This window comes from Myroides sp. C4067 (assembly GCF_038039665.1).
In the GTDB taxonomy this organism is placed as follows: domain Bacteria; phylum Bacteroidota; class Bacteroidia; order Flavobacteriales; family Flavobacteriaceae; genus Flavobacterium; species Flavobacterium odoratimimum.
Genome location: NZ_JBBPHJ010000003.1, coordinates 79154 through 98305 on the forward strand (window position 1 = coordinate 79154; position 19152 = coordinate 98305).

The 19152-nt window shown below is 35.8% G+C and carries 13 protein-coding genes; 10 read left to right on the forward strand and 3 right to left on the reverse strand.

Annotated elements, in window-relative coordinates; genetic code table 11:
* Positions 1–134 precede the first annotated feature (134 nt).
* The 4 genes from recO to AABL87_RS02740 all read left to right on the forward strand — a co-directional run bounded on the left by recO (position 135) and on the right by AABL87_RS02740 (position 5426).
* Positions 135–851 (forward strand): DNA repair protein RecO, encoded by a 717-nt coding sequence (gene recO, locus AABL87_RS02725; RefSeq protein WP_006257767.1) that lies wholly within the window; start codon positions 135–137, stop codon positions 849–851.
* A gap of 95 nt (positions 852–946) precedes the next feature.
* A complete protein-coding gene (ileS, locus tag AABL87_RS02730; RefSeq protein WP_071307082.1) occupies positions 947–4348 on the forward strand; it encodes an isoleucine--tRNA ligase in 3402 nt (1133 codons plus the stop codon).
* An 8-nt stretch (positions 4349–4356) separates the two neighbouring features.
* Positions 4357–4743 (forward strand): TraR/DksA family transcriptional regulator, encoded by a 387-nt coding sequence (locus tag AABL87_RS02735; protein ID WP_006257765.1) that lies wholly within the window; start codon positions 4357–4359, stop codon positions 4741–4743.
* Between the two features lie 86 nt (positions 4744–4829).
* Positions 4830–5426, forward strand: a complete 597-nt coding sequence (locus tag AABL87_RS02740; RefSeq protein ID WP_006257764.1) for a lipoprotein signal peptidase — start codon at positions 4830–4832, stop codon at positions 5424–5426.
* Positions 5427–5592: 166 nt separating this feature from the next.
* Here AABL87_RS02740 and AABL87_RS02745 read toward each other — a convergent pair whose 3' ends face one another.
* The 3 genes from AABL87_RS02745 to AABL87_RS02755 all read right to left on the reverse strand — a co-directional run bounded on the left by AABL87_RS02745 (position 5593) and on the right by AABL87_RS02755 (position 10406).
* Positions 5593–8736 carry a S41 family peptidase gene (locus tag AABL87_RS02745; RefSeq protein WP_341276916.1) on the reverse strand — a complete coding sequence of 1048 codons (3144 nt, stop codon included), beginning with the start codon at positions 8734–8736 and terminating at the stop codon, positions 5593–5595.
* A 159-nt stretch (positions 8737–8895) separates the two neighbouring features.
* A complete protein-coding gene (locus AABL87_RS02750) occupies positions 8896–9459 on the reverse strand; it encodes a 5-formyltetrahydrofolate cyclo-ligase (RefSeq protein ID WP_341276917.1) in 564 nt (187 codons plus the stop codon).
* The gene (locus AABL87_RS02755) at positions 9456–10406 is read right to left on the reverse strand and encodes a succinylglutamate desuccinylase/aspartoacylase family protein (protein ID WP_006257760.1); all 951 of its coding nucleotides are present in this window, start codon (positions 10404–10406) and stop codon (positions 9456–9458) included. Before AABL87_RS02755 ends, AABL87_RS02750 begins: the two co-directional genes overlap by 4 nt.
* Before the next feature lie 521 nt (positions 10407–10927).
* On the opposite strand from AABL87_RS02755, the gene AABL87_RS02760 reads away from it, so the two are divergent.
* From AABL87_RS02760 to AABL87_RS02785, 6 genes are all read left to right on the forward strand, one after another.
* Positions 10928–11239 (forward strand): hypothetical protein, encoded by a 312-nt coding sequence (locus tag AABL87_RS02760; protein ID WP_341276918.1) that lies wholly within the window; start codon positions 10928–10930, stop codon positions 11237–11239.
* A 76-nt stretch (positions 11240–11315) separates the two neighbouring features.
* A complete protein-coding gene (locus AABL87_RS02765) occupies positions 11316–11804 on the forward strand; it encodes a hypothetical protein (protein ID WP_341276919.1) in 489 nt (162 codons plus the stop codon).
* The gene (locus AABL87_RS02770) at positions 11797–12930 is read left to right on the forward strand and encodes a DUF4279 domain-containing protein (RefSeq protein WP_071307086.1); all 1134 of its coding nucleotides are present in this window, start codon (positions 11797–11799) and stop codon (positions 12928–12930) included. Before AABL87_RS02765 ends, AABL87_RS02770 begins: the two co-directional genes overlap by 8 nt.
* Before the next feature lie 482 nt (positions 12931–13412).
* A complete protein-coding gene (uvrC, locus tag AABL87_RS02775) occupies positions 13413–15209 on the forward strand; it encodes an excinuclease ABC subunit UvrC (RefSeq protein WP_071307087.1) in 1797 nt (598 codons plus the stop codon).
* A 19-nt stretch (positions 15210–15228) separates the two neighbouring features.
* A complete protein-coding gene (locus tag AABL87_RS02780) occupies positions 15229–17466 on the forward strand; it encodes a patatin-like phospholipase family protein (RefSeq protein WP_071307088.1) in 2238 nt (745 codons plus the stop codon).
* A gap of 505 nt (positions 17467–17971) precedes the next feature.
* A complete protein-coding gene (locus AABL87_RS02785; protein WP_006266111.1) occupies positions 17972–19138 on the forward strand; it encodes a homogentisate 1,2-dioxygenase in 1167 nt (388 codons plus the stop codon).
* Positions 19139–19152 lie beyond the last annotated feature (14 nt).

The following is a 19152-nucleotide window of genomic DNA, read 5'->3' on the forward strand; positions in this document are numbered from 1 at the left end:
GTATTATAATGCTTTAGGGGAGATATTTTGAGCCAGTTGAAGCAGTGCCTTTATATGTTAGGTCTGTTTTATTTTAGTACTTTTGCACACAATTAGATGAAGAAGACGTATTTTAGATTATTAAAAGAGAATAGATGCAGATAAAGACTAAAGCAATTGTACTTAGTGCTTTAAAATATCAAGAGAAGAGCTTAATCGTAAAGTGCTTTACAGAAGAGGCAGGTATGGTGAGTTTCTTTGTTCGCAATGCTTTTGCCAAAGGGAAGTCTGCACAGAAAATAGCTTATTTTCAACCTTTGACGATATTAGATATTGACTTTGTTTATAAGAATAAAGGAGGGCTAGAGTATTTTAAGGAGGTTAAAACAGCTCATGTATATCAAGATATCTATTATAATTACAACAAGAATTGTATCGCTATCTTTATCGGAGAAGTATTGCACTCAGTATTTAGAGAGCCTGTTGTAGATAAGGATTTCTTTACTTTTCTAGAAGCGGCTTTACTGTGGTTTGATACCCATGATGAGGTAGCTAATTTCCACTTGATTTTGATGGTAGAATTGACGAAGTACTTTGGGTTTTACCCTGCATCGGAAGGAAAAAGTAAGCTTTATTTTAACTGGGAAGAAGGAGTGTTTACTGATCACTTTTCTCCCTGTTGTTTTGATGAAGAACCGACCTTTTTGTTTAGAAAATTGATTGAATTAGGCTTCTCTAGTGACCAGAAAGTCTTTAATAATAAGGATCGGAAGAGACTGTTAACCATGATAATTAGTTATTATGAACAGCACCTAAATGACTTCAGAAAGCCTAATTCTTTAGAAGTTTTAAAAGAAGTCTTCTCTAACTAAATATTTTAATGTTTTTCCTACCAATTAATTAGGGAGATATTGAAGTAATTTGTTTAAATTCGCAAAATTGATTAAAAAATATTATAATAATAACGATGAGCACTAAATTTACAGAATATAAGAATCTTGACATGTCAGGGGTAGCATCGGAGATGCTAGAGTTTTGGAAAGAACAATCAATATTCGAAAAAAGTATTAGTACTAGAGAGGATAATAAACCTTTCGTGTTTTTCGAAGGCCCACCTTCAGCAAATGGTAAACCAGGAATTCACCACGTGATGGCTCGTGCTATTAAGGATATTTTTTGTCGTTATAAAACTCAAAAGGGGTTCCAAGTAAAGCGTAAAGCTGGATGGGATACGCATGGACTACCTGTAGAGTTAGGTACAGAGAAAGAACTTGGAATCACGAAAGAAGATATCGGAACTAAAATTACAGTAGAAGAATACAACCAAGCGTGTAAACGTACTGTAATGCGTTATACAGATCTATGGAATGACCTTACTGAGAAGATGGGGTATTGGGTAGATATGAACGATCCTTACGTGACATACAAGTCTAAATATATGGAATCAGTATGGTGGTTGTTAAAACAAATCTATGATAAAGACTTGTTATACAAAGGATATACTATCCAACCATATTCTCCTAAAGCAGGTACAGGTCTATCATCACATGAGATTAACCAACCTGGAGCATATAAAGATATCACAGATACAACTATCGTAGCACAGTTTAAAGCTATTGATGAGACATTACCTGAGTTCTTAAAAGGATTCGGTACTATTCATTTCTTAGCTTGGACGACTACTCCATGGACATTACCATCGAATACAGCATTGACTGTAGGACCTAAGATTGACTATGTATTAGTGAAGTCGTTTAACCAATATACGGGTGAGGCGATTAATGTAGTATTAGGTAAACCATTAGTTGGTAAGCAGTTCGCTGGTAAGTTTGCAGCTGTAGAAACAGAAGAAGAATTAAACGCATATAAAGAAGGTGATAAAAAGATTCCTTACTTAGTAGTTAAGGAATTTAAAGGTGCTGACTTAGTGGGAGCTAAGTATGAGCAGTTATTGCCTTATGTATTACCATACCAAAACCCTGAGAACGCATTCAGAGTAATTTCTGGAGACTTCGTTACTACAGAAGATGGTACAGGTATCGTACATACAGCTCCTACTTTTGGTGCAGATGATGCTAAGGTAGCTAAAGAAGCTACACCAGAAGTACCACCTATGCTTATCCTTGACGCTGATGAGAACCCAGTTCCATTAGTAGACTTACAAGGTCGTTTTGTTAAAGAGCTTGGTGACTTAGGAGGTAAGTATGTGAAGAATGAATACTATGATGAAGGACAAGCACCTGAGCGCTCTGTAGACGTAGAAATAGCTATTCGTTTAAAAGAAGAAAACAAAGCTTTCAAAGTAGAGAAGTATGTTCACAGTTACCCACATTGTTGGAGAACGAACAAACCTGTATTATATTACCCATTAGACTCTTGGTTTATCAAGATCACTGAGGTAAAAGAGCGTATGTTCGAATTAAACGAAGAAGTGAACTGGAAGCCTAAAGCGACTGGAGAAGGACGTTTTGGTAACTGGATTAAGAATGCAAATGATTGGAACTTATCTCGTTCTCGTTTCTGGGGTATTCCATTACCTATCTGGAGATCTGAAGATAAGACAGAAGAGCTTGTAGTAGGATCTGTAGAAGAGTTAATGAATGAGATTAATAAATCTATGGCTGCTGGTATCCAAACAGCTAATCCTTTTGAAGGATTCGTAGTAGGAGATATGAGTGAAGAGAACTATGATAAAGTTGATTTACATAAAAATGTAGTGGATAATATCGTATTAGTATCTCCTTCTGGTAAAACTATGCGTCGTGAGGCAGACTTAATTGACGTTTGGTTTGATTCTGGATCTATGCCTTATGCACAATGGCACTATCCATTTGAGAATAAAGATTTAATAGACAATAATAAATCATATCCTGCAGACTTTATCGCTGAGGGAGTTGACCAGACACGTGGATGGTTCTATACATTACACGCTATTGCTACATTAGTATTCGATACTAAAGCATATAAGAATGTAGTATCTAACGGATTAGTGTTAGATAAGAACGGATTGAAGATGTCTAAGAGTTTAGGTAATACTGTTGATCCATTCGATACATTAGCTGAGCACGGACCTGATGCTACGCGTTGGTATATGATTTCGAATGCGAATCCATGGGATAACTTGAAGTTTGACCTTGATGGTATTACAGAAGTAAGAAGAAAGTTCTTCGGGACATTATATAATACTTATAACTTCTTTGCGTTATATGCTAATATCGATGGATTTAAGTATGAAGAGCAAGACATTCCATTAGCAGAAAGACCTGAGATAGATAGATGGATCTTATCTGAGTTAAATACTTTAGTACAACGTGTAGATGAGTTCTATGCAGAGTATGAGCCAACGAAAGCAGCCCGCGCGATTACTGATTTTGTTACAGAGAACTTGAGTAACTGGTATGTTCGCTTATGTAGAAGAAGATTCTGGAAAGGTGAATATGCACAAGATAAAATAGCAGCTTACCAAACATTGTATACATGTTTATTAACTGTAGCTAAATTAGGTTCTCCTATTGCTCCATTCTTCATGGATAAACTTTACAGAGACTTAACTTTAGCGACACATGGAGAAAGTTTCGAATCTGTACATTTGGCTAACTTCCCTGAATTCAAGGAAGAATTCGTTGATAAAGCATTAGAAAGCAGAATGCAAAAAGCTCAAATCATTTCTTCATTAGTGTTATCACTTCGTAAGAAAGAAATGATTAAGGTACGTCAACCACTACAGAGAGTAATGATTCCTGTATTAGATGATAACCAAAGAAATGAGATATTAGCTATCGCTGATCTAATCAAAGCTGAGGTTAATGTGAAAGAAATCGAATTACTAGATGATGCTTCAGGTATCTTAGTAAAACAGATCAAACCTAACTTTAAAACATTAGGGCCACGATTTGGTAAGGATATGGGGCTGATTGCGAATAAGATACAAGGTTTTGGGCAGGAAGAAATCGCATTACTTGAAAGAAATGGTGAGATTACATTAGAACTATCAGAAAAAAGTGTTACTTTAACAGTAGCAGATGTAGAGATTACTTCTCAAGATATTGAAGGGTGGCTAGTTGCTAACGAAGCTGGACTAACAGTGGCATTAGACATAACTATCAGTCCTGAATTGAGAAAAGAAGGTATCTCAAGAGAGTTAGTAAATAGAATTCAGAACATCAGAAAAGACTCTGGATTTGAAGTTACTGATAAGATTGTAGTAAAAATACTAGAAGAAAAAGAAATAAAAGAGGCTGTTTTAGCGAATGAGGACTATATCAAGTCTGAAACACTAACACACACATTAGAATTCGTGATTGAGTTGAGCGAGGGTGTAGATGTAGAGTTTGATGAGCTAAAAACGCGAGTGTTAATTTTAAAATAATTAAAATTATGAAAGAAGTAGGTGAAATTGTACGTTATTCTGATGCAGATTTAGCTGAATTTAAGGTGTTAATATCGGCTAAGATTGAGAAAGCTCAAGCAGATTTAGAATTAATTAAAAGCGCCTATATGAATGATTTGAATAATGGTACAGATGATACATCACCTACATTCAAAGCGTTTGAAGAAGGAAGCGAAACAATGTCTAAAGAAGCGAATGCTCAGTTAGCAATACGTCAAGAGAAGTTTATTCGTGATTTAAAAAATGCATTAATCCGTATTGAAAACAAGACTTACGGTATATGTAAAGTAACAGGGAAACTAATCGATAAAGAAAGATTGAAATTAGTTCCACATGCTACTATGAGTATCGAGGCAAAGAATCTGCAACGTTAATCTTTAATAAATTTAAAAACGCTCCTAATGGAGCGTTTTTTTTATGTGATAAAATAACTACATTTGTTCCTTGTAAATAAAGAAAAATGTCGTTAAAGAGAGCTTACCTACTTGTTTTGATAGTATTGATACTAGATCAGCTATTGAAGATATATATTAAAACTAATTTTTTATTAAATGATGAGATAGTCGTTTTTGATTGGTTTCGCATTCATTTTATAGAGAATGAGGGTATGGCCTGGGGGGTAGAGTTACCAGGAGATTATGGTAAACTTGCTTTGACATTATTCAGAATAGTGGCTGTATGTGGTATTGCATGGTGGTTAAATGATTCTTTCAAGAAGAAAGCTTCTAATTATCTTATTGTCGCTATTGCTTTAATTATGGCAGGAGCATTAGGTAATATTATTGACTCGATATTCTACGGAGTTATCTTTAATGAGAGTACACCTGGGCAGATAGCAACGATGTTCTCAGATCAGCCTTATGGTAGTTGGTTTCACGGTAAGGTAGTAGATATGTTCTATTTCCCTATCTGGAAAGGATATCTACCTGAGTGGTTACCTATCTGGGGAGGAAACTACTTTACTTTCTTCAATGCTATTTTTAATATTGCGGATGTAGCTATATCAGTAGGAGTAGGTATCTTAATCGTATTTAGTAAAAAAGTTTTTAAAAACTAACAATATGGCTCTCTTTTAGGGAGCCTTTTTTTATATGTAGAGGATTGGGTTAGATGTAGATCATTCGTTGCTTAAATCAATCTTTAAGCACATTGTAGAGTAGGAGTGTTCACTATAGACTAAGTTATAAAAGTATAAAGGCTTCCTGAGGGAAGCCTTTACTGTATTATTTAATGTCTTTCAAGATTTCTTGAATAGCTCTCTCTAATTGAGGATCATTGTCATTTAATCTATCTACGAATGTGTTTTTAACATAGATATCAGGTGCAACACCTGTTTTCTCTAGGTTCTGCCCATCCAATGTATAAGTACCCCATGATGGTAATCTATACGATGAGCCGTCTACTAAGCTCTTACCAGAAGTGAAGATAATCCATCTATACGTTTCTTGACCGATGATTTTACCTAGTTTTAAGGCTTTAAACCCTGCAGCAGTCATCTCGGCATCACTCAGAGACGATTCATTGATAAGCAATACTATTGGCTTACCACTAGGGGTGAAGTTACTCTGTACTGTTAGTTTACCTTCTCTATACTTCCATTGTAGATAGGGTCTTTGAGATAAGAAGTTCAGTACCTTGTCATGTACATTCCCTCCTGTATTATAACGCAAGTCTAAGATTACACCTTCTTTATTAGCCTCTTGTTCTACCATATCTAGTAAGAATCTGTCTAACTCAGGTGATGTCATATTCTTCATATACGTATATGCGATACGATTATCACTTAGCTTGTTCACACGTTGTTTATTCGTATAAATCCATTCGTCATACAGTAGTGACTTCATGTCTCCAAATGAGATAGGGTGTAGCTTTGTATTAATCTCTTTTCCTCCTCTATTGAATGTTAAGCTTATTTCTTCTTGACTATTAGCGAAGGTGAAATAAGTATCTCTATTTGCCTTTTCATCTACTTTATGCCCATTCACTTTGGTTAATACATCCCCCGGTTTAATATCTATGTCTGTAGCATAAGCAGGAGATTTACGTACGATACGCTCTACTTGATAAGGCTTATCTGTATTGAATACGATACCAGTCTCATAAGATCTGTAGCTTAATTTCGTTTTTTCTTCACTTCCAGAAGAATTAAACCCTAAATGAGAAGAACCTAACTCTCCTAACATATCGTTCAGCAAGATACGCAGGTCATTTCTACTATTAACATCAGGTAGATATTGAGCGAATTGCTCTTTCATATTATTCCAATCTATACCGTGGAAAGTTTCGTCATAGAAATTCTCCTCTACACCAGCCCATGTCTCATAATACATTTGGTTGAACTCATCTGCCAAGTTTTTAGTAAAGCTGTGTTTGATTTTAATCTGCTCAGGCTTTCCTTTACTTAACTCAAAGCTATAGATATTACCACTGATTAGTGCATATACTTTTTTGTCACGTTGAAGTAACTGATTCGCGCGTTTATCGAATACTTTCTCACTTTTATTATCTTCGAAGTCTTCGTAAACTGTTTTGTACAAATTGCCCTTTCCGTTTTCTTGATTCGTGTTATAGAACACTACCTCTTTCTTATCATCAGCGAATACGATAGGATTATATTGGTTACCAAAACGGTCACTTACCTGCTCTATACGGTCAAGTAATCCCTCTGTGTTTATCTTAATCGACTTCACTTTAGGGGTATCGTCTTGTTTTTTCTTTTTGTCCTTTTTCTTAGTATCTTTTGTATCCTCTTCTTTCTTTTCTACGAATAGTTTGTCAAACTGATCAGACTTAAATGCATCTGTCTGCCAGTCTACAGAGAATCGGTAGATACTAGGATTTTGCATCCCTAGAGGATAAGAAGGATTAAGTCTATCACTCATAAAGTAGATATACTTACCACTAGGAGACCAGTAAGGACTAGACTCTGCTACACCTGTATTCGTTAAGTTAATTGTCTCATTCTTTGCGATATGATGTACAAAGATGTCCTCTTCGAAATTGCGCTTAGCAGTGAATAGTACATACTCCCCATTAGGAGAGAATGATGGAGTAGAGTTTTGGAATGCCCATATTTCATCTTTCACTATTACTTTAGAAGTATAAGTCGTCAAGTCTAATAATCTCACTTCATCTCTACCACTTAGGTATACAGCTTTAGTCATTTCTTTATTTAAAGTAATGTCTCTGTTGTTGCGATTATCAGAAGTTAATTGAGTAACTGTTCCCTTGCCATCAGCAGATCTTTTAAACCAATTTTGGTATCCTTTATAAGTCTGACTGTATAGTAGCGTCTTGTTGTCCTTTAACCATTTTACTTCCATTACACGTTCTTTACCATCCGATACTGCTTGTACGAATTTTCCTTCGATATCCGATACGAATAATATCCCACGACTAACGAATGCAATCTTCTTCGCATCAGGAGACACATCGAAGTATTCCATATTTTCTTCTACAGCATAAGACTGCTCTTTCTCGATAGCTTTATTCGTGTTTACAGAAGTAGCTAGGGGTGTTATAGACTTAGTAGCTGTGTCAAGTACATAAATCATATAATCTTTCTCAAAAACGACTTTGCTACCATCAGCTGATACATAAGGTTTCTTGATAGAAGTATCGAAGTTCGTCAAGGCTACTTTCTTCCCATTCTCGAAGGTGTATAAGTTATAGTTGCCATTGTTCTCGTCTGAGATGAAGTATATCTTCCCATTCTTATCTACTGTAGGGTTAAAATCCTTTCCTTCATAATCTGTATAAGATTTGAATGCCTTAGTTGTAGGATTATAACCTAGTATATCTGGGTTGTTCTCTCCTTTATAACGTTTACGAGTAGTCTGACTAGCACTCTCCATAGAACTAGTGAATAAGTACTCACCAGCAGGAGTAACAACTAATCCATTTGTATTATTAAAGTAGTTGGTGAACAGTGGTTTAGGAGTACCACCATTGATATCTATAGCATAAGAACCAAAGTTATTATTCGCATTAGAAGTGAAGTAAATCGTCTTACTATCCCAACTCCAACTCTCTACATCTTCAGAAGCTTGGTGGTAAGTAAGTTGTGTGATTTGTCCCCCTGTTAGAGGCATTAAGAATACGTCTCTGTTGCCGTATTGGTCAGAAGAGAATGCAAGCCATTTTCCATCAGGAGATACGCGAGGGTTAGTCTCGTTGCCTTCTAAGGCAGTTACTCTTAGAGCTTCTCCACCAGCTGTTGGAGCTTGCCATATATCGCCATTATAGCTAAAGTAAGTAGTCTTTCCATCAGGGCTTAGTGATGGGGTAGAAGCAAATTTAGGTGATTGCTGTCCCCATGCTAAACTTACAAGAGAAAGTGTAAGTAAGGTGATAGTGTTTTTGATCATTGGTTAATATTTTTAATAAACATAAAAATATTTTCCCTAACTCACTAATCCTAATTTAGTTTTAACTGTTGATAGAAGGCTAATAGCAAGGTGTCTGTATTCAAATAGATCTATAAAAAGAACGAGACAATACCTTAATATTGCCTCGTTTTATATGTATTAAAATCGATATACTTCTGTAGGTGTGATGCAATAGTCAAGAGGAATATCTCCTTCTCTCACATCACTGATATGGTCTTCTGGTGGGAAGAAACTCAGTCCTACTTTAACGACATCGGGCTTGCATTCTGCTAAAAATCTATCGTAGAATCCCTTGCCATAGCCTATTCTGTTCCCTTGTTTGTCATAAGCTAATAAGGGAATGAAGACTACATCAAGTTGTTTTTCGCTTACTTGAATGCCGTCTATAGGTTCAGGAATACCATAACTATTGACTTTAATCGTAGTGTTGTCCGTCAAGAGGTAATGTGATAATGTTCCCTCCTTAAAGTCAGATTTAGATAAGATAGTATTCTTATCCTTACCCGCTAGTATCTGCAGTAGGTATTCTGTATCTATTTCCTTTTTATTTCGAATACTTAGAAACAGGTGGTAGTTCACCTTATCCCAGATCGGTAACTGTAGTGCTTGATTTGCGATTTCTAAACTTAGATCATCTATTTTATCTAAGTCTAAGTTATCGCGAAGAGCTTTATGTTTTAATCTTAATTCTTCTTTATTCATTTTTTTAATGTTTTTGAGATGTGAAATACTGCATCTCCTTGATAGACTATAGGAGCATCATTTACATTGATTACATAGCCTGCATTCGGTGCTTTGATTGTTGTGTTTTCTTTTCCATACGGGTCAGATACCTCTGCTAGCACAGCTCCTTTTTCTACATACGAACCTATTTTTACCTGATCGTGTAATAATCCAGAACGCTTAGCACGTACCCAAATAGAGTTGGTGATGATGGTCATATCCTCTTTAGGAGGACAGATGCTAAACTCATCTTTCAGCATATCAAAAGAGTGTAAGAATCGCTTGGTACCTTCTACTCCCATTTCAGATACATCAGAGTTAATATCTAAGGACTTTCCTCCTTCGAATAATAGCATTTTGATACCTTTCTTAGCACACGCATTTCTAAAAGAACCTGCTATCTGTGCTGAGTACAACAAGAAGGGTGGGTGAAAGATAGTCGCTAACTCTTCTAACTCTAGGTTTTCTGGAGCGATTCTGATTTGAGGAGCGTTAAATCTACTTGCACCTCCTGCGTGAAAGTCGATAGCATAGTCTACATGAGGCAAGATATAGTTCACAAGATAATGGGCAAAGCGCCCTGCTAGTGAACCAGTCTTACTACCTGGGAATACCCTGTTCATATCTCTCCCATCTGGGAACTCTCTAGATTGGTTAATAAACCCAAATATATTAATCACAGGGATACAAATAATCGTACCTCGCTTAGGGACATTCATCCCACGATGTACTATCTGACGTACGATATCCACCCCGTTCAGCTCATCACCGTGTAGTCCAGCAGAGAGTAATACGGTAGGACCGTCTAGTCTAGCTCTAGATACGATAACAGGTATTTTAAGTTTAGTAGCTGTGTGTAATCTTGCGATTTCAAGGTTTAAAGTCTTGGTTTCACCAGGATGTATTGTTTCATCTAGTATAGTCATCTTTCTAACAATTTTGGAACTGTGAAGATATTAAAAGTTTCGCATTCGTGTTTTAATCGAAAGAGACAAATCGTTACTAGTGGTGTTTTTAGTGCTTTTTTAGGGGTGGTCGGCTTGTGGTCGGCATGTGATGGGCATGTGCTCGGCTAAAAAGTGCTATAAATAAGCCTATCACTAGCCTATCAACTAGGGAGCATATCGGGATGATAGGGAAGGACATGTCAGAGACAACAAAGCCTCGTCAAGTGACACATGACATAGGTTGTAAGTCCACATTAGCAAGTAGAGACGCAATATTTTGCGTGTCACAGTAAGTAAAGGCACGTATTACAAATCCTCTCCAAGTGATACATGGCATGGGTTACAAGTCCACACTAGCAAGTAGAGATGCAATATTTTGCGTGTCACAGTAAGTAAAGTCACATATTATAAATCCGCAACAACGTGAGCTACATGTTTGAATAATTGAGTTTTGTAACAAGATAAATGAGTACATTTAATGTGTTTTAAATTAGATAATAATGGTGTTTGGACTTAGTCACTTATTCAGTAGTTATGAATTAATCCTCTCTAATGTGAATGATGAAGCAGTCTCTTTTCTTATCCTGAAAGGTGGTGAAGAATGTGGTACTCTTTTTATCTCAAAGAGCAGTAGACGCATGACTTATCATATCGGAAGAGGACGCTATTTCGGAAAAGGGAGTATTGATCTAAAGGAGGTGAACTTTGTTTATCATAAGGGGAGGGTATCTATACAGATACAAGGTAGTCGTACTCTAGTATTTAAGTGTAGTGAAGAGGTTTATGGAGTGTTAGACTCGGTGTTTGATTAGTTTTTAATGTTCCAGATTAAAATATGTAAAAATGGGGTCTGCGGGTTGTCGTAGGGCTAAACTTAAAAGAGTTATTATGCAGTCAGCAGAATTAATTGATGTAGTATTTTATGGGACGTTTCGAGAGAGACAGTTAGAGCTCGTGTCATTGTTATTAGAAAAGTCTCGTAATTTTAGTTGTGTGATATATGACAACGTTGAGATAGAAGCAATGTACTTTGATATAGATATGTTGAATCGGGCTACTTATCTGAATTTTGGTTTTGGTGTAGAAGAGGTTGTCTTTGATGGGTACTGTATTCCTAATTTATTTGTAGATATTACTAAAGATGAAGGTATGACTGAGTTATTGATGTTTTTTGCTTTAGGAGATATTGAAGGAAGGACAGATAAAGAGAGATTAGATATTCTAAAGTGTAGGTTAGATCTTGTTAAGGAGAGATATTCATTTGAATCTTATATCTGTCGTATGGATAATGGTGATGACGATATGGATGATGAGGTTTATTTTGATAGTAGTGGTAGGTATGGAATGTTGTATAATAAATTAGAACAGTATGAATAAGGAAGAAGAATTAGAAAAACGCGAAAAAGCATTTAGAGCTAATACAGGTGAGGAGTATTATGATCTTGCATTATATTATGATGAAGCTAATGATAAAGAACCAAATAAGTATAGTTTTCGAAGTTTATACTTTTATTTTAGAGCGGGGCAATTGGGATATGCAGATGGGTATAATGGAATAGGTACTCTCATTAGTAGTCATGATGGTGTTAAGAATAATATCACTAGAGCAAGAGATTATTTTAAGCAAGCAATAGAAAAAGGAAGTTATTGTGCAAAACTTAATTATTTCTTGACACTGAACCAAGAAGAGTATCCGACTTGTTTAAAGCTTGTTGTTACTGTTACAGGGGATAAGCTAGATAGTGCACGTTTTTCAGAATTAGTGGGTATTAGTCCTACTAATTTTTGGTTGAAGGGTGATGATACAACACAATATCCATACAGTTTAGGACGTAAGAAGACTTGTTGGCAATATGAGTTTGATAATTTAATAACAAGAGACTTAGCACCATTAGTAGATTTGTTCAAAGAAAGCTTTGGGACGAAAGTGGATATTATCAGTAAGTATATTCAAGAGAATGATTTAATGATGGAGTTAGATGTAATAGCGGATATAAACTATGGGATTATACCATCTTATTATATGGATAAAGAATTTATGAGTCTCCTAGTACAGATGAATGCAGATATCAATTTTGAACAAGAGTATTTTGAAGGTTTTGTTGATGACTATGCTGATTGGTTAAAAGAGCAAAAGATTGACTTAATCGAGAACGATAAACTGTTGCGTGCCTTTCAAGATAAGGAGGTGACAAAGTTTGTATATGATAATAAAAAGAAACGTATGGAGTTAAGCTTTGATGGTTATTATGATTCTGTAAAAGGGAAAGAGATTAATAGTTCATGTTTATTAATTATAGACGAATGGGATGAAGTGAAAAATAAATTAGATTGTTCTATAAAGAATGAGGGGCTAAGCGCTAATCTCGCTGTCATAAGTAATATATTGTCCATCAGTGTAGTTGAAGATAGTGTTAATATGGTTGTTTGTACTACTGATGGTCAACAGTATGAGATTACCTTTAAGAAGGAGGCGATGTGGTTGTGTTTAGACTTTTATTAACTAAAAAATGATATAGTATGTCTAAGTTGAAGTGTGAATGTAATGAAGTAATAAAGCTTAGTGAGATACCGAGTAACGTTTTGTGTATAGTCTTTCTTTCATATACAGTTCGTGCGGAGTTTAAATATGCGAAAAATAATATCTTCACTTTGAGTTACTTGTGAGATGCTTCCTTCGTCAGCATGACATAGATTGTTGTTATGGTTTGGCGCGCTGTGTGACATAGGATAGAGTATTCAAAAAATGTCTAGTAGATGTTTTTAGTGAATGTGAGAGGAGGCATGTTGGTTTAATTGCATCTGTACCTTATATGTCTGGTGGAATATCGTGTGTGATGCTATATGAGAATACATATTCTATATTTCATTATGCCGTAGGCACTGATTATTAACTCCTAATTAAGCGTAGCGTCTTGTATAAACTGAACAGTTTTTTTAGCAAAGGAAATAGTTTTAGTATTTTTGTGAGTATAATATTTACTTATGCAGGTTTCACCTTCTTTAGCAGTACAGATACAGACATTACCAGATCAGCCAGGAGTATATCAATACTATGATAAGGATGATAAGATACTGTATGTAGGTAAGGCTAAAAACTTAAAGAAACGGGTTAGTTCGTACTTTAATAAAATACATGATAACGCCAAGACCAATGTGTTGGTGAAGAAGATTGTGACGATAAAGCATATCGTTGTGCCTACTGAGACAGATGCATTACTGCTAGAAAATAACTTGATCAAGCAGTTACAGCCACGTTATAATGTATTGCTAAAGGACGATAAGAGTTATCCGTGGATATGTATTAAGAAAGAACCCTTTCCGAGAGTGTTTACTACACGTCGTATGGTGAAGGATGGATCAGAGTACTTCGGGCCTTATACGAGTATCAAGACTGTACATACGCTGATTGATTTGATTAAAGAATTGTATCCGTTGCGTACGTGTAATCTAGATTTGACGACTAGTAATGTGCGCAGTGGGAAGTATAAGGTATGCTTAGAGTATCATATCGGTAACTGTGGTGGGCCATGTGAAGAGCGCGAGAGTGATAAGCAATACGACAATAAGATCAGAGCTATCCGAGATATCTTGAAAGGGAATTTTAAAGAGAGTTTAAAGGAGTTTAAGGATTATATGATGGAGTTGGCTTCTAATATGGAGTTTGAGGAAGCACAAAAGGTCAAGGATAAAATAGATCTGTTAGAGAATTATCAGTCTAAGTCTACTATTGTTAGCTCTAAGATTAGCAATGTAGATGTGTTCTCTATCATCTCGGATGAAGGAGCTGCTTATGTGAATTTCTTACAAGTGTCTTATGGTGCGATCATTCGTTCGCATACGATGGAGTTGAAGAAGAAATTAGACGAGACAGATGAAGAGTTATTAGAGCTTGCGATTACGGAATTAAGAGAGCGCTTTCACTTGAATTCAAAAGAGATTATCGTTCCTTTCGATGTTGAGGTACAAGAAGGGATACATGTGACTGTACCTAAGCTTGGGGACAAGAAGAAATTACTAGACTTATCAGAGCGCAATGCTAAGTATTATAGAATAGATCAGCTTAAACAGATTAAGATAGTGGATCCTGAGCGTCATGTGAACCGTATCATGACACAGATGAAGAAGGACTTGCGTATGCATGTAGAGCCACGTCATATAGAGTGTTTTGATAACTCGAATATACAAGGGACTAATCCTGTGTCTGCTTGTGTTGTCTTTAAAGACGGAAAACCTAGTAAGAAAGACTATCGCCACTTCAATGTGAAGACTGTAGATGGGCCTAATGACTATGATACGATGGAGGAGATCGTGTATAGACGTTATAAGCGCGTGATAGAGGAAGGACAACCATTACCTGATCTTATCGTGATAGATGGAGGTAAGGGACAGTTAGGTGTTGCGGTTAATTGTCTTGAGCGATTAGGCATCAGAGGAAAGGTGGCTATTATCAGTTTAGCAGAGCGATTAGAAGAAATCTTCTATCCAGGAGATAGTGTTCCTCTGTATTTAGATAAGCGATCTGAGACGATGAAGGTGATCATACATCTTAGAGATGAAGCACACCGATTTGGTTTGACATTTCATAGAAACCAACGCAGTAAGAACGCAATAACAAGTGAGCTCGATGGAATCAGTGGTGTAGGGGAGAAAACTAAAACAACACTGATGAATCATTTTAAATCAACAAAGAGAATCAAAGAAGCTAGCTTAGAAGACTTAGAAAAAGTAATAGGAAAGTCAAAAGGGAAGCTTGTATTTGATTTTTTTCAAGTAAATTAGAGGAAAAATTAACATAGTGATGCATAGAATAATATTACTAGTATTTTGCTCTATCCTTTTAGCATCAAATAGTTATGCTTCAGAGGGAGAGAAAGATAGGCCAAAAGTAGGTTTAGTACTGAGTGGAGGTGGTGCTAAAGGATTAGCTCATATCGGAGTGCTAAAGGTACTTGAAGAAGAGGGAGTAAAAGTAGATTATATCGCTGGTACTAGTATGGGAGCCATCGTAGGAGGATTATATGCTTCTGGATATACTGCAAAAGAGTTAGACTCTATTTTTAATAGTATTGATGTATCGGCCTTGATAAAGGATTATATTCCTCGTATCTCTAAATCGTTTTATGAAAAAAAGAATGATGAGATTTATGCGTTGACTTTACCCTTTGATAAGTTTAGAATAGGATTTCCAAAAGCGTTGTCTAGAGGGATGTATAACTATAACCTGATGAATAAGCTATTAGCTCACGTTCGTCATGTTAGAGATTTTAGTGAGTTACAGATTCCGTTTTTATGTATTGCAACTGATTTAGAGACAGGAGAAGGAGTTGTTTTAAAAGAGGGATATTTACCACAGGTTATTTTAGCTAGTGGAGCGTTCCCTTCATTATTTGCTCCAGTGAAGATAGATGGAAAATACTTAATAGATGGAGGAGTTGTGAATAACTATCCTATCGATCAGTTACGAGAAATGGGGGCTGATATTGTAATAGGTGTTGATGTACAAGACGACCTTAAAACAATAGAAGAAATAGAAGGAGCTCCAGATTTGTTATTACAGATATCGAATTACTCTACGATTAATCAGATGAAGAATAAACTTCCTAAAACAGATGTGTACATTAAGCCTGATATTGTTGGTTATACTGTGGTGTCATTTGATAAGGGAGAACCTATTATTGAGAGAGGAGTTAATGCGGCGAATAAGGTTATTGTAGACTTAAAATTATTAGGAGGAGATAAGAACGTAGTGAAAGATCATTATGTTCCGAAAGAGTCAGATTCAATAGCAATTACTAGTATTGATATTAAAGGGTTAAACAAGTATACTCGTAGATATATACATGGTAAATTAGGGTTTAAACCTAATAGTAAGATTTCTTTTGATCAACTAGCAAATGGTATCACACAGCTAAATGGTACTGAGAACTTTAGTAGTATGACCTACAAGTTTGAAGAAGATGGAGATAAGGATAAGATGAAAATGGAATTAGTGGAGAATCCTGTTAATCGTTATCTAAAACTCGGTGTACACTATGATGGATTATATAAAGCAGCAGCTTTAGTGAATGTTACTCAGAAGAATCTTTTTACGAAAAGTGATGTTGCTTCATTAGATTTAGCATTAGGAGATAATGTTCGTTATAACTTCAATTATTTTGTCGATAATGGATTCTACTGGAGTGTAGGAGTTTCTTCTAAATATAATCAGTTTAGTCGAGATCTGCCTTATACCATGTTAGTTGGGACTAGTGGAGGAGAGATGAATATAGAGAATGCGCCTGCTATGTTTGGGGTAGATTATGCAGATTTAGAAAATAAGTTATATTTCCAGACTTTTTATCAGCAGAAGTATTTGTTGAATATAGGTTTTGAACACAGATTCTTAGATATTAGAAGTAAGACTTTAAATTTACCTAACTCAAAGTTTGATAGGAATCACTATTTAGGTGGGTTTGCGAATGTAACGATGGATACTTATGACAATAAGTATTTTCCACGCAAAGGATTCTTATTTAAGGGAGAGTATAAAAACTATTTTTATTCAACAGAACATGAGAATTATGTTCCACATGAATTTGATAACTTTTCGACACTAACTGGACAAATAGGATATGCTACGCGTATCACAGATAAGTTAGCAGTAGATATCAAATCAAGGTTAGGAACTGTGATAGGAACTACTCCAAGTCTTGGATTTGGATATGCTTTAGGGGGATATGGATTTGCAGATCGAGATAACGTTATTCCTTTCTTCGGATATGAATTATTAGGTATCGGAGGAGATTCTTTCATTATGGGAGGTATTACTTTTGATTATGAAATATTCAAGAAGCACCATATTAATTTTACTGCTAATTATGCGAATGCAGGAGAGAAGATTTTTTCAAGTTCAGACTGGTTCACTAAGGCGAAGTATTCTGGGTATGCAGTAGGATATGGAATGCAGAGTATGATAGGACCTATAGAGGCTAAGTTTACGTATTCTCCAGAGACAGGTAGTACTTATACTATATTCTCAGTAGGATTCTGGTTCTAGGTGAGTAAGATTAGATTAAAAACGGGTATAGTAAAACGAATAGTTTTACTATACCCGTTTTTTTATTGTCTCAGAATGTGAAGACGTTGTTTGTTGATATGTGTATATAATTTGTATTTTGTTGTTGATATGTAAAATATATTTGGACAAAAAATTGTATAATTCATTTTTATTTCGATATTTGTGTTATTATGAAAACACAATGGGACGGTTTATTGGCTTATTTAAAGTTTCTCATCAAGCGCAAGCCTGAATGAGTACTTTTACTTTTTATATTATTCCTAATTAAACATTAGCCAAATGTTGTAATGTACCCTAGTGTATGTAGTGTAGTAGCTTATTATGACTTTTATAGCTACACCTTTCTATACATTTTGACCTGGCAGCTCTGTTGAGGTTGACTTCACAAGATATCTTTAGATGCATTGCCTTGTATGCTTGACGTTGTCTATTCTTTTATGTTTAATCAGGAATCTGAATCACCAACCAAAAATATTAAGTAATTATGCCTTTATATCATCACTTAGGGAGTATTCCCCCTAAACGTCACACCGTATTCCGAAAGGAAAATGGGGACTTATATTATGAGCAATTGTTTGGTACAATTGGCTTCGATGGTATGTATACCAATATGTATCACGAGCACCGACCTACTCAGGTAAAGAAGATTTTAGGACAGTATAGTATTGCGCCTAAAATAGCAAAGTCTAATCACATTCAATCTTATCGTTTACGTGGTTTTCAGGTAGCTCCTGAGAATGATTATTTAGAAAGCCGAAAAGCAGTTTTGACCAATAGTGACTGTACCATTGTATTAGCGGCACCTAAACAATCATTAAGAGATTACTTTTATAAAAACACGGATTCTGATGAATTAATTTTTATTCATAAGGGGACAGGTACATTGCGTACGATGTTAGGTAACCTTACTTTTAAGTATGGTGACTACCTGCTGATACCTCGAGGAATTATTTATCAGATCGATTTTGATACGGAAGATAATAGACTATTTATCGTAGAGTCTAGACGTCCTATCTATACTCCTAAGCGCTATCGCAATTGGTTTGGACAGTTATTAGAGCACTCTCCATTCTGTGAGCGTGATATCAGGCGCCCGGATGTATTAGAAACTTTTAATGAGACAGGAGATTTTCTTATTAAAGTAAGAAAGCAAGATGAGATATTTGAGATGGTCTATGCTACACATCCTTTTGATGTTGTGGGATATGATGGGTATAATTATCCATATGCATTCTCTATTCATGACTTCGAACCGATAACTGGGAGGATTCACCAACCACCACCAGTGCATCAGACATTTGAGACAGATGCATTCGTAGTGTGTTCTTTTGTACCACGTCTATATGACTATCATCCAGATTCTATTCCAGCGCCTTATAACCACAGTAATATTGATAGTGATGAGGTGTTGTATTATGTAGATGGAGACTTTATGAGTCGTAATGATATCGCTCCAGGGCATATCTCTCTGCATCCTGCAGGTATACCTCATGGACCACATCCTGGTGCAGCAGAGCGTTCGATAGGTAAGACTGAAACACAAGAATTGGCAGTGATGGTAGATACTTTTAAACCTCTTATGGTAACTGAAGAGGCGATGAAGATAGCAGATGAACAATATTACCAATCGTGGTTAGAACCTGAGAAATAAGAATCAAACAACAA

What these genes read in the sequence shown, in the direction of transcription:
- recO (WP_006257767.1), top strand. Translation starts at nt 135, where the DNA reads ATGCAGATAAAGACTAAAGCAATTGTACTTAGTGCTTTAAAATATCAA.
- ileS (WP_071307082.1), top strand. Translation starts at nt 947, where the DNA reads ATGAGCACTAAATTTACAGAATATAAGAATCTTGACATGTCAGGGGTA.
- AABL87_RS02735 (WP_006257765.1), top strand. Translation starts at nt 4,357, where the DNA reads ATGAAAGAAGTAGGTGAAATTGTACGTTATTCTGATGCAGATTTAGCT.
- AABL87_RS02740 (WP_006257764.1), top strand. Translation starts at nt 4,830, where the DNA reads ATGTCGTTAAAGAGAGCTTACCTACTTGTTTTGATAGTATTGATACTA.
- AABL87_RS02745 (WP_341276916.1), bottom strand. Translation starts at nt 8,736, where the DNA reads ATGATCAAAAACACTATCACCTTACTTACACTTTCTCTTGTAAGTTTA.
- AABL87_RS02750 (WP_341276917.1), bottom strand. Translation starts at nt 9,459, where the DNA reads ATGAATAAAGAAGAATTAAGATTAAAACATAAAGCTCTTCGCGATAAC.
- AABL87_RS02755 (WP_006257760.1), bottom strand. Translation starts at nt 10,406, where the DNA reads ATGACTATACTAGATGAAACAATACATCCTGGTGAAACCAAGACTTTA.
- AABL87_RS02760 (WP_341276918.1), top strand. Translation starts at nt 10,928, where the DNA reads ATGGTGTTTGGACTTAGTCACTTATTCAGTAGTTATGAATTAATCCTC.
- AABL87_RS02765 (WP_341276919.1), top strand. Translation starts at nt 11,316, where the DNA reads ATGCAGTCAGCAGAATTAATTGATGTAGTATTTTATGGGACGTTTCGA.
- AABL87_RS02770 (WP_071307086.1), top strand. Translation starts at nt 11,797, where the DNA reads ATGAATAAGGAAGAAGAATTAGAAAAACGCGAAAAAGCATTTAGAGCT.
- uvrC (WP_071307087.1), top strand. Translation starts at nt 13,413, where the DNA reads ATGCAGGTTTCACCTTCTTTAGCAGTACAGATACAGACATTACCAGAT.
- AABL87_RS02780 (WP_071307088.1), top strand. Translation starts at nt 15,229, where the DNA reads ATGCATAGAATAATATTACTAGTATTTTGCTCTATCCTTTTAGCATCA.
- AABL87_RS02785 (WP_006266111.1), top strand. Translation starts at nt 17,972, where the DNA reads ATGCCTTTATATCATCACTTAGGGAGTATTCCCCCTAAACGTCACACC.